The organism is Actinomadura sp. NBRC 104425 (assembly GCF_030269545.1).
Lineage (GTDB): Bacteria > Actinomycetota > Actinomycetes > Streptosporangiales > Streptosporangiaceae > Spirillospora > Spirillospora keratinilytica.
The window spans coordinates 46607-59946 of record NZ_BSTN01000027.1 but is presented as its reverse complement, the minus strand read 5'-3'; the positions used below and the strand labels follow the sequence as shown (position 1 = coordinate 59946).

The window sequence follows — 13340 nt, the reverse complement described above, 5'->3', positions numbered from 1 at the left end:
TCCGCCGAAGCGCAGGCGGCGACCCCCCGGTCCGGCCCGGAGCCGGACCGGGGGCCGGTGCCGGATGCGCGCGGCGGCCGCACCGCCGCGGCGTGGTCAGCTCGCCGGGCGGAACGCGTCGGCGTGGTCGGCGACCCATTCGGCGAACGTGCGGGCGGGCCGCCCGGTGACGCGTTCGACCGTGTCCGCGTGCACCTTCAGGTCGGCGCCGACCGACTCGCGCATGTAGCCGAGCACGCCCTCCAGCAGGTCGGCGGGCACGTGCGGGCTCATCAGCTCGCGCGCCTGCTCGTGCGTGAGCTCGACGAACCCCAGCTCGCGGCCGGTCACCTCGGAGATGATCCGCAGCTGGTCGAGCTGCGTGAGCACCTGCGGGCCGGTGATCTCGTACGCCTTCCCCGCGTGCCCGTCCTCCAGCAGCGCGGCGACCGCGACCGCGGCGATGTCGTCCTCGTGGACCGGCACCCGCCGCGACTCGCCGTAGGGGGCCCGGGCCACGCCCTCGGCGCGGATCGCCGGCCCCCACCGCCACAGCACGTTGCCCGCGAACTCGCCGGGCCGCACGTGCGTCCACTCGAAGCCCCCGGCCTCCACGGCGCGCTCCACCGCGCGGTGGTGGTCCTTGGTGGCGTTGGCCTGCACCTCGTCGCCGGCGGTCAGCGAGGAGAGCACCGCCACCCGGCGCACCCCGGCCTTCTCGGCGATCCGCACGATCTCCTCGACGGTCTCGGGCACCGGAAACAAATAGAGCCCGTCGGCGCCCTCGACGGCCGGGCGCACCGTGTCGGGCCGGGTCAGGTCGCCGGCGAACACCTCGACCGCCTCCGGCAGCCGCGCCCGGGCCGGGGCGCGGGTGAGCGCCCGGACGGTGACGCCGCGCGCCAGCAGGCGGTCGACGACGTGCCGCCCGACCGAACCGGTGGCGCCGGTCACCAGGACCGTGGTGATGGTCGACATCTCAGTCCTCTTCCGCGTCGGTTGCTCGGGCGGTCGGTCAGCGGCGGTAGGGGCGCCGTTGCTTGGCCTCCCGCAGCGCCAGCGCCCACCAGACGAGCTGGTCGAGCAGGATCTTGGCGGCCTGCTCGCAGCCCTCCGGCTCCACCGGCCGCCCGTCGGCGCCGAACCGCTCGCGGTGGTTGTGGAAGCTGACCGTCTCGCGGACGGTCACCGCGTGCAGCTCGGCGAAGACCAGGCGGAGCGCCTCCACCGCGCGCAGGCCGCCGGCCATGCCGCCGTAGGAGACGAAGCCGACCGGCTTGGCCTGCCACTCCTCCATGAACCAGTCGATGAAGTGCTTCAGGGAGGCCGGGAAGCTGTGGTTGTACTCGGGTGTGATGACGATGTAGCCGTCCGCGGCGGTGAGCCGCTCGGCGAGCGCGTCCGCCTCCGGCGGCCGGTCCCGCATGTCGAACTCGGGCAGCCGCGCCGGCAGGGTGACGTCCGCCAGGTCGATCGGCTCGACGGTGACGTCCGGGCAGGCCTCGGCCTGCTCCAGGAACCAGCGGGCCACGGTCGGGCCGAACCGCCCGTTCCGGACGCTGCCGGTGATGACGGCGAGGTGGACGGGGCGTTGCGCCATGACCGTCACTTCCGTTCCAGCCGCGGGCCGGTCAGCCCAGCAGCGTGCCGCCGGTCGCGTCGATGAACGCGCCGGTGGTCCAGCCGCCGTCGGGACCGGCGAGGAAGGCCACCACGCCCGCGATCTCCTCGGCGGTGCCGACCCGCTTGAACGCCGACAACCGGCCCATCTGCTCGCGCGCCTCGGGGATGGAGAACACCGGGCTGCCGTTGTCGGTGATGCCCGGCGCGACGGTGTTGATGGTGATCCCGCGCGGCGCCAGGTGCCGGGCGTAGTGCAGCGTGATCTGCTCCAGCGCGCCCTTGGTCGTCGCGTACGCCAGCTGCTCGGGCACGGCGAACCGGGTCAGGCCCGAGGAGATGTTGATGATCCGGCCGCCCTCCGGCACGATCGTCAGCGCCCGCTGGGTGATGAACAGCGGCGCCTTGGCGTTGACCGCGAACAGCCGGTCGTACGCCTCGGGCGTGATGTCCTCCGGGGCCAGCCCGGCGGCGGTCTGCTCGCCCGCGTTGTTGACCAGGATGTCCAGCTCGTACCGGTCGGTGTGCTCGGCCAGCCCGGCGCGCAGCCGGTCGAACAGCGTGTCCACGTCACCGGGGACGCCCAGCTCCGCCTGCACGGCGAAGGCCGAGCCGCCCGACTCGACGATGCCCGCCACGGTCTTCTCGGCGGCCCCGGAATTGCCGGCGTAGTGCACGGCGACCAGCGCGCCGTCGCGGGCCAGCCGCTCGGCGATCGCCTTGCCGATGCCGCGGCTCGCCCCGGTGACCAGTGCGATCTTGTTGTCGAGAACTCCCATGTCTGCCTCCTGCCATCGAGTGCCATCGAGTGCCATCGGGTGCCATCGGGTGCCGAACGGGACCGGCGCAAGCCGGCGAGGGGGTGGCGCGGCGGGCGTCGAGACGCCGCCGCGTGCGGCCGGGCGTCCGCGCGCACGGCGGCAGGACCCCGAGCGAGGGGCCTGACGGAAGCCGGGCACGGCGGACGTGAGAACGGTGCGAAGGCGCACGTCGCGGGCCGCCTCGGCGCGCGTGCCGGGGGCCGGAACGTGACGGTGCGAAGGGACGCGGGCGGGCGCCCGGTGGAACGGCGGGCGGACCACCGCCGGGGTCGTCATCGGCGGTGTCGCGATCGGCGGTGCCGTGGGCACACCTCGCCCGCGCTCGAAAGCGTGACACGCTCGCGCGGGCGCCGTCAACAGCGGTCGGGCGGCACCGTCCGGACCTCCGCGGGAAGACCGCGCCTACCCCTAGGAAAGGCACTAACTAAAAGGTATGTTCTTACATTGAGTGTGCTCGTTTCCTAGAGTGGGGCCATGAGAATCGAAGTCTTCTCGGACATGGTCTGCCCCTGGTGCTACATCGGAAAGCGCCGGCTGTCGATCGCGCTCGACCAGGTCGGCGTCAAGCCCGAACTGGTCTGGCGGGCCTTCCAGCTCGACCCGTCCTACCCGTCCGACGTCACCTGGACGCTGTCCCAGGCGCACGCCAACCGCTACGGCATCCACGGAGAGGAGGACAGGCGCCGGCAGAAGCTCGTCACCGACCTGGCGGCCCAGGTCGGCATCGGCTACCGGCTGGACCGCGCCATCATGGCCAACACCGCCGACGCGCACCGGCTGGTCAAGCACGGCCACGCGCACGGCAAGGGCACCGAGACGGCGGAGGCGCTGATGCGCGCGTTCGCCGTCGAGGGCCGCAACATCGGCGACGCCGGCACGCTCGACGAGATCGCCGCCGAGCAGGGGCTGCCCCCGCTGGCGCCGGGCGCCTACACCGACGAGGTCAACGCCGACCTCGCCCGGGCGTCCCGGTACGGCGTCGTCGGCGTGCCCACCCTCATCATCGACGAGAAGTACATGCTGGTCTCGCCCGAAATCCAGGACCTGTCCCGCTTCCTGCAGCAGCACACCGGGTGAGACCGGTCCGGCCGCAGTTCCGCACGGAGAGGAACGCCTCGTGACCTTCAAGGACATCATCGTCACCCGCGGCCCCCGTCCCGGGGTCGGCCGCCGGAACGGCCAGGACTACGTCATCGAGAAGCACTCGGCGCTGGCCATGTCGGTGCCGGCCGTCCGCGACCTGTTCACCGGATACGTGATGAACCGGGTGCTCACGGCCGCGGACGGCGTGGCCGCGGGCACGCTCCACCGGCGCGCCGACGACCTGCTCGTGGTGGTCGAGCACAGCTGCGACGACCGGGCGGGGTTCGAGGCGACCCTGCAGGATGCCGAGTACCTCGCCACGGTGCGGCCCGACGAGATCTACATGGGCACCGAGATCTTCTCCGAACCGGCCACGGTGTACGAGGTCGCCGAGGAGACCGTGCTGGACGACGCCGGCGACGGCACGTCCGGCGGCGACGGCGCCCTGGTGGCCATCGAGTTCCTGCGCCGCCGCCCCGGCATGGACGTCGCCGCGTTCCGCGCCGCGCTCGCCGCGGAGGCCGAGTGGCTGGGCGCCGACGCGGACTACCGCGCCGTCGTCCGGCGGCGGGTGCACAACCTGGTTCAGGGCGGCGAGGGCTCGCTGAACCCGAACGCGGCCGACCTGCACGACGCCATCGTCACCACCGTCGTGACCGACTTCACCGGGCTCGCCGCGGTGTACGACCGGCTGCGGGCCAGGCAGGCCGACTACGTGGAGGCGGGCTCCAGCTTCTCCGCGCTCGCCCGGCGCAAGGTCGTCGTGTGACCGTCTGACCTGCGCCGAAGGCCGGGACCCGGGCTCGGGGCCCGGCCTTCGGCATGCCGGGGCGTTTCACCGCCGCCTTGACTGCCGCGCGGCGGCGATGTCACACTTTTCCTCGCGGTTGAGCCATGCCCGAAAACGGGCGCTCCCGCTGATTCCGCAAGGATTTCCGCCTACCGCAACCGGGCCTACCGCTACCCCTGTCTCGGCGCCGCGTCGCCGCCGCACGCGCTCCGCCGCCCAACCGGCCTCCCGAGCCCTTCCACCGGACGCCCCCGGGGCGCTTCCGGTCTTCGGCGTGCCTCGGGCCGGCCTCCGCCCGCTCCTGGAAGGAACAGCAGGTGACCGAGCAGAAGGAAACCGTCCCCGTCGTCGTGGTCGGCGCAGGGCCCGCGGGGCTCATGCTCGCCGGCGAACTGCGGCTGGCGGGCGTGGACGTCGTCGTCCTGGAACGCCTGACCGAGCCCACCGGCGAGTCCCGCGGCCTGGGCTTCACCGCCCGCACCATGGAGTCCTTCGACCAGCGCGGCCTGCTGCCCCGGCTGGGCGAGGTCGAGACCAGCAACGTCGGGCACTTCGCCGGCATCCCGCTGGACTTCGGCGTGCTGGAGGGCGCGCATTTCGGCGGCAAGAGCATCCCGCAGAGCCGCACCGAGGCGATGCTCGCCGGGTGGGTGGACGACCTCGGCGGCGACGTGCGCCGCGGCCACGAGGTGGTCGGGCTGTCCGACGACGGCGACGGTGTGGACGTCGAGGTCGCAAGCCCGGCCGGCCCCCGGCGGCTGCGCGCCTGCTACCTGGTGGGCTGCGACGGCGGCCGCAGCACGGTGCGCAAACTCGCCGGGTTCGACTTCCCCGGCACCGCCGCGACCGTGGAGATGTTCATCGCCGACGTCAAGGACGTCGACATCAGGCCGCGCTGGGCGGGCGAGCCCGTCCCCGGCGGCATGGTCCTGGCCGGACCGCTCGGCGACGGCGTGACCCGCATCGTGGTGTGCGAACGGGGGCGCCCGCCGCGCAGGCGCACCGAGCCGCCGCCGTTCGCGGAGGTCGCCGCGGGCTGGCGGCGCCTCACCGGCGAGGACATCAGCGGCGGCACCGCCGTGTGGACCACCGCGTTCGGCGACGCCGCCCGGCAGGTGACCGAGTACCGGCGCGGCCGGGTGCTGCTGGCGGGCGACGCCGCGCACATCCACCTGCCCGCCGGCGGGCAGGGCATGAACGTCGGCATCCAGGACTCGGTCAACCTCGGCTGGAAACTGGCCGCGGTGGTGCGCGGCCGGATCTCCGACGGGCTGCTGGACACCTACCACTCCGAACGGCACCCGGTGGGCGCGCGGCTGCTGATGAACACCCAGGCGCAGGGCCTGCTGTTCCTCACCGGCGAGAACACCGGCCCGCTGCGCGAGCTGCTCACCGAGCTGGCCGAGTACCCCGAGGTCGCGCGCCACCTGGTCGGCATGGTCAGCGGGCTGGAGATCCGCTACGACGTCGGTCCCGGCGACCACCCGCTGCTCGGCCGCCGGATGCCGCCCCAGGAGCTGGCCACCGGGTCCGGCAAGACCAGTACAACCGCGCTGCTGCACGCGGGCCGCGGCGTGCTGCTCGACCTGTCCGACGACGCCGGTCTGCGGCGCGCCGCCGCGGGCTGGACCGACCGGGTGGACGTGGTCACCGCCGAGCCCGCCGGCACCGACCTCGACCCGCCCGCCGACTCCGTCCTGATACGCCCCGACGGCTACGTCGCCTGGACCTCCCCCGGCGCCGGCGACCTGGCCGACACGCTCACCCGCTGGTTCGGCCCCGCCGCCCGCTGACCGCCGCCCGGACTCGCCGTCCACCGTCCCCCCCGCTACCGGTCCCACCGCCACCGATTCCTCCGCCACCGATTCCTCCGCCACCGGCAAGGAGCACCCATGCACAGCACGTTGATCGTCGCGCGTATCCGCCCCGGCACCAGCGACGACGTCGCCAAGCTGTTCGCCGAGTTCGACCAGACCGAGATGCCGCACCGGATGGGCACCCGGCGGCGGCAGCTGTTCACCTTCCATGACCTGTACTTCCACCTGCAGGACTTCGACGACGAGCACGGCGGCGCGGCCATCGAGGAGGCCAGGACGCACCCCCTGTTCATCGGCATCAGCGAGAACCTCAAGCCGTTCATCCAGGCCTACGACCCGCAGACCTGGCGGTCGCCGAAGGACGCGATGGCGCAGCGCTTCTACCACTGGGAGGCACGATGACGAGGCGGGTAGCGATCACCGGGATCGGTGTCACCGCCCCCGGCGGGATCGGTGTCAAGGACTTCTGGAACCTGCTCAGCGAGGGCCGCACCGCGACCCGGGGCATCACCTTCTTCGACCCGTCCCAGTTCCGCTCGCGGGTCGCGGCGGAGATCGACTTCGATCCGCAGGCGCACGGCCTCACTCCGCAGGAGATCCGCCGCATGGACCGGGCCGCGCAGCTCGCCGTGGTGACCGCGCGCGAGGCGGTGGCCGACAGCGGCCTGGAACCGGCCGAGCTCGACCCCTACCGCACCGGTGTCACCATCGGCAGCGCGGTCGGTGCCACCATGGGCCTGGACCGCGAGTACAACGTCGTCAGCGACGGCGGCCGCCTCGACCTGGTGGACCACCGGTACGCGGTGCCGCACCTGTACGACTACTTCGTGCCCAGCTCGTTCGCCGCCGAGGTCGCCTGGGCGGTCGGCGCCGAGGGCCCGACCACGGTGGTGTCCACCGGCTGCACGTCCGGACTCGACTCGGTCGGCTACGCCACCGAGCTGATCCGGGAGGGCGCCGCCGATGTGATGGTCGCCGGCGCGACCGACGCGCCGATCTCGCCCATCACGGTGGCCTGCTTCGACGCGATCAAGGCGACCACGCCGCGCAACGACGACGCCGAGCACGCCTCCCGCCCCTTCGACGGCACCCGCAACGGCTTCGTCCTCGGCGAGGGCTCGGCGGTGTTCGTGCTGGAGGAGCTGGACCACGCGAAGGCCCGCCGGGCGCACGTCTACGCCGAGATCGCCGGGTTCGCCACCCGCTGCAACGCCTTCCACATGACCGGGCTGCGGCCCGACGGCCGGGAGATGGCCGAGGCCATCCGCGTGGCGCTGGCCGAGGCGCGGATGAACCCCGAGGACGTGGACTACATCAACGCGCACGGCTCGGGCACCAAGCAGAACGACCGGCACGAGACCGCCGCGTTCAAGCGCAGCCTGGGCGAGCACGCCTACGCGACCCCGGTCAGCTCCATCAAGTCGATGATCGGGCACTCGCTGGGCGCGATCGGCTCGATCGAGATCGCCGCGTCCGTGCTGGCGATCGAGAACGACGTCGTTCCGCCGACCGCCAACCTGCACACCCCCGACCCCGAATGCGACCTGGACTACGTGCCGATCACCGCCCGCGAGTGGAAGACCGACACGGTGCTCACCGTGGGCAGCGGATTCGGTGGCTTCCAGAGCGCGATGGTGCTGACCGCGAAGGAGAGGAAGGCGGCGTGACCGGCGCGTGCGTGGTGGTGACCGGCATCGGGGTGACGGCCCCCAACGGCCTGGGCACCGAGGCGTTCTGGGACGCGACGCGCGCCGGACGCGGCGGCATCGGCCGCGTCCGGCGGTTCGACCCGCAGCGGTATCCGGCGCGGCTGGCGGGGGAGGTGCCCGGCTTCGTCGCCGAGGACCTGCTGCCCGCGCGGCTGCTGCCGCAGACCGACCATATGACCCGGCTCGCACTGGTCGCGGCGGACTGGGCGCTGGAGGACGCCGGGGTGCGCCCCGGCGACGTGCCCGAGTTCGACATGGGCGTGACCACGGCCAGCTCCGCGGGCGGGTTCGAGTTCGGGCAGCGCGAGCTGCGGAACCTGTGGAGCAAGGGCGGCCGGTACGTCAGCGCCTTCCAGTCGTTCGCCTGGTTCTACGCGGTCAACACCGGACAGATCTCCATCCGGCACGGGATGCGCGGCCCGAGCGGCGTGGTCGTCAGCGACCAGGCGGGCGGCCTGGACGCGATCGCGCAGGCCCGCCGGCAGATCCGCAAGGGCAGCAGGCTCATCATGTCCGGCGGGGTCGACGGGTCGATCTGCCCGTGGGGCTGGGTGGCCCAGCTCGCCGGCGGGCGGCTCAGCCTCCGCGACGACCCGGACCGCGCCTACCTGCCGTTCGACGCCGAGGCGTGCGGGCACGTCGCGGGGGAGGGCGGGGCGCTGCTCGTGCTGGAGGACGCCGACGCGGCACGCGAACGCGGCGCCGCGAAGGTCTACGGGGAGATCGCCGGGTACGGCGCCACGTTCGACCCGGCGCCGGGCAGCGGACGCCCGCCCGGGCTGGAGCGCGCCATCCGGCTCGCCCTGGCCGACGCCGGCGCCGACCCGGGCGAGGTCGACGTGGTGTTCGCCGACGCCGCGGCCGTCCCCGAGCTCGACCGGATCGAGGCGGACGCGATCAACGCGGTCTTCGGCCCGGGCGGGGTGCCGGTCACCGCGCCCAAGACGATGACGGGCCGGCTCTACTCCGGGGCCGCGTCGCTGGACGTGGCGGCCGCGCTGCTGTCCATCCGCGACGGGCTGATCCCGCCCACCACCAACGTCTCGCCCGCCGCCGAGTACGAACTCGACCTGGTGACCGGCCGCCCGCGCGCCGCCGAGGTGCGGGTGGCGCTGGTGCTGGCCCGCGGCCAGGGCGGGTTCAACTCGGCCGCGGTGGTGCGCGCGCCCTCGGCCGCCGCCCGGACGGCGGCCGCCGTCTGACGACCCGACCAGTACTCGAAAGGTGTGAGCCAGGTGACCATCTCAGTGACCGACAGCACCGCGACACAACGCCTTCCGCAGACCGCCTCCCCGCCGCCCGCAGAGCAGGCCGAACCGCGGATGCGCAACCGGGTCGCCGAGCTGGCCCGGCTGAAGGCCGAGGCGGCCAAGGGACCGAGCGAGCGGGCCACCGAGGCGCAGCGCGCCAAGGGCAAGCTCACCGTCCGCGAGCGCATCGGGCTGCTGCTGGACGAGGGGTCGTTCAACGAGGTCGAGCCGTTGCGGCGGCACCAGGCGACCGGCTTCGGACTGGAGGACAAAAGGCCCTTCACCGACGGGGTGGTCACCGGCTGGGGCACCGTGCACGGCCGGCAGGTGTTCGTCTACGCGCACGACTTTCGCATCTTCGGCGGGGCGCTCGGCGAGGCGCACGCCCGCAAGATTCACAAGATCATGGACATGGCGATCGCCGCCGGGGCGCCGCTGGTGTCGCTGAACGACGGCGCCGGGGCGCGCATCCAGGAGGGAGTCACGGCGCTGGCCGGGTACGGCGGCATCTTCCAGCGCAACACCCGGGCGTCCGGGGTGATCCCGCAGATCAGCGTGATGCTCGGGCCGTGCGCCGGGGGCGCCGCCTACTCCCCGGCGCTGACCGACTTCGTGTTCATGGTGCGGGGCACCGCGCAAATGTTCATTACCGGCCCGGATGTCGTCCAGGCGGTGACCGGGGAGGAGATCACCCACAACGGACTCGGCGGCGCGGACGTGCACGCCGAGACCTCCGGGGTGTGCCACTTCGTCTACGAGGACGAGGAGACCTGCCTGGCGGAGGTGCGGTACCTACTGTCGCTGCTGCCGAGCAACAACCGGGAGAGCCCGCCGCCGCGTCCCACGTCCGACCCGGTGGACCGGGACGGCGCGGCGCTGCTGGACCTGGTGCCGGTGGACGGCAACCGCCCGTACGACATGCGCGCGGTCATCGAGGAGATCGTCGACGACGGCGAGCACCTGGAGGTGCACGAACGCTGGGCGACCAACGTCATCTGCACGCTGGCGCACCTGGGCGGCCGGCTCGTCGGCGTCATCGCCAACCAGCCGATGACACTGGCGGGCGTACTGGACATCCACGCCTCGGAGAAGGCGGCGCGGTTCGTCCAGATGTGCGACGCGTTCAACATCCCGCTGGTGACGCTGCTGGACGTGCCGGGGTTCCTGCCCGGCGTGGACCAGGAGCACGGCGGCATCATCCGGCACGGGGCCAAGCTGCTGTACGCCTACTGCAACGCCACCGTGCCGCGCGTGTCGGTCGTGCTGCGCAAGGCGTACGGCGGCGCGTACATCGTGATGGACTCGCAGTCCATCGGCGCCGACCTCACCTACGCCTGGCCGACCAACGAAATCGCGGTGATGGGCGCGGAGGGCGCGGCCAACGTGATCTTCCGTAAGCAGATCGCCGCCGCCGACGACCCCGACGCCATGCGCGCCCGGATGGTCAAGGAGTACAGGGCCGCGCTGATGCACCCCTACTACGCCGCCGAGCGCGGCCTGGTGGACGACGTCATCGACCCGGCCGACACCCGCAGGACCCTGATCCGGGCGCTGGAGATGCTTAGCGCCAAATACGCCCAGCTGCCCAGCCGCAAGCACGGGAACCAGCCGCAGTGACCGTCCTGAAGGTGGTGCGCGGCCACCCGGACGAGGAGGAGCTGGCGGCCGTCGTCGCCGTGCTGCTCACCCTGGCGGGCCGTACCGCCCCCGGCCCGCCGCCGCGGCCCGAGCCCGCCGCGTGGTGCCGGGGCCGGGACGAGGTGACGTGGGTCGGCCGGTCCCAGGTGGGATGGCGGCCAGGCCTGTAGACACCCGTCGCCCTAGCAACGGCGGCCTCACCTGCACCGTTGGAACACACAATCACCTCGGCGTGACACGTTCGTTAGCGGACGGCAGCGCAATGTCACCGTCACCGCCCCTTACGCGTCTGGTCACAGAGTGCGCACGTGCCAATACTTGAGGCGAATCACTGGTCCGGCGGCCCCGAATCGGCAGGGATGTGGCGATGAGCGTGTTCCAGACGACCTCAGGTGAGGAGACGGCGGTCCGGAACGGCCGGCCGGCGGGGCCGACCGGGCTGGGCACCTCCGCCGCGCGCCTCGCCGCGCGGGGGCGGGAGGCGGGCACGAGCGAGCCCGCCGGCGGCAAGCCGTTCGAACTGCCGGACTTCTACATGCCGTACCCGGCCCGGCTGAACCCGCATGTCGACGCCGCACGCGTCCACGCCCGCCGGTGGGCCCGCGACATGCAGATGCTGGAGGGCTCGGGTGTCTGGACCGACCAGGACCTGGAAGACCACGACTACGCGCTGCTGTGCGCCTACACCCACCCCGACTGCGACGCCGACGAACTGAGTCTCATCACCGACTGGTACGTATGGGTGTTCTTCTTCGACGACCACTTCCTGGAGAAGTACAAACGCACCCGCGACCGCGAGGGCGGCAAGGCCCACCTCGACCGGCTGCCGCTGTTCATGCCGCCGGACGGCGGGCCGACGCCCGAGCCGCGCAACCCCGTCGAGGCGGGCTTGGCCGACCTGTGGGCGCGCACCATCCCCGCCATGTCCCGCGCCTGGCGGGTGCGGTTCCGCGAGCACACCGACCACCTGCTCAACGAGTCGCTGTGGGAGCTGGCCAACATCGACCAGAACCGGGTGCCGAACCCGGTCGAGTACATCGAGATGCGCCGCCGCGTCGGCGGGGCGCCCTGGTCGGCGTGCCTGGTGGAGCACGCCGCCAACGCCGAGGTCCCCGCGCTGGTGGCGTACTCGCGGCCGCTGCGGGTGCTGCGCGACACCTTCTCCGACGGCGTGCACCTGCGCAACGACCTGTTCTCCTACCAGCGCGAGACCGAGCAGGAGGGCGAGCTCAACAACGGCGTGCTGGTGCTGGAGACCTTCTTCGGATGCTCGACGCAGGAGGCCGCCGACGCCGTCAACGACGTACTGACGTCGCGGTTGCAGCAGTTCGAGCACACCGCCGCCACCGAACTGCCGCCGCTGTTCGCCGACACCGGGCTCGACCCGGAGGGCTGCGCGCGCGTCCTGGCCTACGCCAAGGGCCTGCAGGACTGGCAGGCGGGCGGGCACGAGTGGCACATGCGCTCCAGCCGCTACATGAACAAGGACCTGGACGTCGGCCGTCCCGGGGCGCTGCGCGGCCTCGGCACGTCGGGGCTCAACCTCAAAACGCTGCTGCGCCGCGCCCGCACATACACCTTCGCCCCGCGGAAGGCGGGGCCGTCGCTGGTCCCCGACATCGACATCCCGTTCCCCCTCACGCTGAGCCCCCACCTGGAGCGGTCGCGCGAAGAGGTCGTGGAGTGGGCGGAACGCATGGGCATACTGCGGGCCCAGCCGGGCGTCCCGTTCTCCGACATCTGGAGCGAGGGCGACCTGCGCGACTTCGACCTCCCGCTGTGCGCGGCCGGTCTGCATCCCCGGGCCACCCCGCAGGAGCTGACCCTGGCGTCCTGCTGGCTCACCTGGGGCACCTACGGCGACGACTACTACCCCGTGGTGTTCGGCCGGTTCCGCGACCTGGCGGGGGCCAAGGCCTGCAACGAGCGCCTGCGCCTGTTCATGCCGGTGGAGGACCCCGAGGCCGTGCCGCATGCGGTGAACGCATTGGAGCGGTCGCTGGCCGACCTGTGGAAGCGCACCGCGGGCCCGATGGCCGTCGAAGCCCGCCGGCGGCTCCGTACCGCCGTCGAATACATGATCGACAGTTGGCTGTGGGAGCTGGACAACCAGGCGCACAACCGCGTCCCCGACCCGGTCGACTACATCGAGATGCGGCGCCGCACCTTCGGCTCCGACCTGACCATCTCGCTGTGCAGGCTGAGCCGCTGGTACCACGTGCCCCCGGAGATCTACGACACCAGCCCCATGCGGTCGCTGGAGAACGCCGCCATGGACGTCGCGTGCCTGCTCAACGACCTGTTCTCCTACCAGAAGGAGATCGAGTTCGAGGGCGACCTGCACAACGCCGGCCTGGTGGTGGAGAACTTCTTCGGCTGCGACTACCCGACCGCCGTGCTCATCGTCCACGACCTGCTGAACGCGCGTCTGCGGCAGTTCCAGCGCGCCGCCAACTTCGAACTGCCGGTGCTCTACGACGACTTCGACCTCGACGCAGAGGCGCGCGCCCTCCTCGACGGCTACGTCCTGGACCTGCAGAACTGGCTCGCCGGAATCCTCAACTGGCACCAGAAGTGCCGCCGCTACACCGAATCCGACCTGCGCCGCCGCTACCCCGACCGCCGGTAGCAGG

Annotated in this window: 12 protein-coding genes; 9 read left to right on the top strand and 3 right to left on the bottom strand. The window is 72.5% G+C overall.

Annotation, left to right across the window (positions count from 1 at the left end; translation table 11 throughout):
• Nucleotides 1-96: 96 nt before the first annotated feature.
• Genes QSK22_RS27975 through QSK22_RS27965 form a run of 3 tightly spaced genes read right to left on the bottom strand, consistent with a single transcriptional unit; the run spans nucleotide 97 to nucleotide 2378 of the window.
• Entirely contained in the window at nucleotides 97-957 is an 861-nt protein-coding gene (locus QSK22_RS27975; protein WP_285497404.1) for an NAD(P)H-binding protein, read from the bottom strand.
• 37 nt (nucleotides 958-994) lie between these two features.
• Nucleotides 995-1579: an NADPH-dependent FMN reductase gene (locus tag QSK22_RS27970; RefSeq protein WP_285497403.1), complete on the bottom strand. Its 585-nt coding sequence runs from the start codon at nucleotides 1577-1579 to the stop codon at nucleotides 995-997.
• 31 nt (nucleotides 1580-1610) lie between these two features.
• The gene (locus QSK22_RS27965; protein ID WP_285497402.1) at nucleotides 1611-2378 is read right to left on the bottom strand and encodes an SDR family oxidoreductase; all 768 of its coding nucleotides are present in this window, start codon (nucleotides 2376-2378) and stop codon (nucleotides 1611-1613) included.
• Nucleotides 2379-2894: 516 nt separating this feature from the next.
• Between QSK22_RS27965 and QSK22_RS27960 the strand changes: the two genes are divergently transcribed.
• The 9 genes from QSK22_RS27960 to QSK22_RS27920 all read left to right on the top strand — a co-directional run bounded on the left by QSK22_RS27960 (nucleotide 2895) and on the right by QSK22_RS27920 (nucleotide 13336).
• Nucleotides 2895-3497 (top strand): DsbA family oxidoreductase, encoded by a 603-nt coding sequence (locus QSK22_RS27960; protein WP_285497401.1) that lies wholly within the window; start codon nucleotides 2895-2897, stop codon nucleotides 3495-3497.
• 40 nt (nucleotides 3498-3537) lie between these two features.
• Nucleotides 3538-4272 (top strand): EthD domain-containing protein, encoded by a 735-nt coding sequence (locus QSK22_RS27955; RefSeq protein WP_285497400.1) that lies wholly within the window; start codon nucleotides 3538-3540, stop codon nucleotides 4270-4272.
• A gap of 338 nt (nucleotides 4273-4610) precedes the next feature.
• Nucleotides 4611-6086: an FAD-dependent monooxygenase gene (locus tag QSK22_RS27950; protein ID WP_285497399.1), complete on the top strand. Its 1476-nt coding sequence runs from the start codon at nucleotides 4611-4613 to the stop codon at nucleotides 6084-6086.
• 99 nt (nucleotides 6087-6185) lie between these two features.
• Complete coding sequence (locus tag QSK22_RS27945; protein WP_285497398.1) at nucleotides 6186-6512, top strand: TcmI family type II polyketide cyclase; 327 nt, start codon at nucleotides 6186-6188, stop codon at nucleotides 6510-6512.
• Entirely contained in the window at nucleotides 6509-7777 is a 1269-nt protein-coding gene (locus tag QSK22_RS27940) for a beta-ketoacyl-[acyl-carrier-protein] synthase family protein (RefSeq protein WP_285497397.1), read from the top strand. The genes QSK22_RS27945 and QSK22_RS27940 overlap by 4 nt, the downstream gene beginning before the upstream one ends.
• On the top strand, nucleotides 7774-9021 hold the full coding sequence (locus QSK22_RS27935) for a ketosynthase chain-length factor (RefSeq protein ID WP_285497396.1): 1248 nt from the start codon (nucleotides 7774-7776) through the stop codon (nucleotides 9019-9021). Before QSK22_RS27940 ends, QSK22_RS27935 begins: the two co-directional genes overlap by 4 nt.
• Before the next feature lie 120 nt (nucleotides 9022-9141).
• Entirely contained in the window at nucleotides 9142-10686 is a 1545-nt protein-coding gene (locus QSK22_RS27930) for an acyl-CoA carboxylase subunit beta (RefSeq protein ID WP_285497427.1), read from the top strand.
• Entirely contained in the window at nucleotides 10683-10877 is a 195-nt protein-coding gene (locus QSK22_RS27925) for an acyl-CoA carboxylase subunit epsilon (protein WP_285497395.1), read from the top strand. Before QSK22_RS27930 ends, QSK22_RS27925 begins: the two co-directional genes overlap by 4 nt.
• Nucleotides 10878-11074: 197 nt before the next feature.
• Nucleotides 11075-13336, top strand: coding sequence for a terpene synthase family protein (locus QSK22_RS27920; protein ID WP_285497394.1), 2262 nt, complete (start codon nucleotides 11075-11077; stop codon nucleotides 13334-13336).
• Nucleotides 13337-13340: the final 4 nt, after the last annotated feature.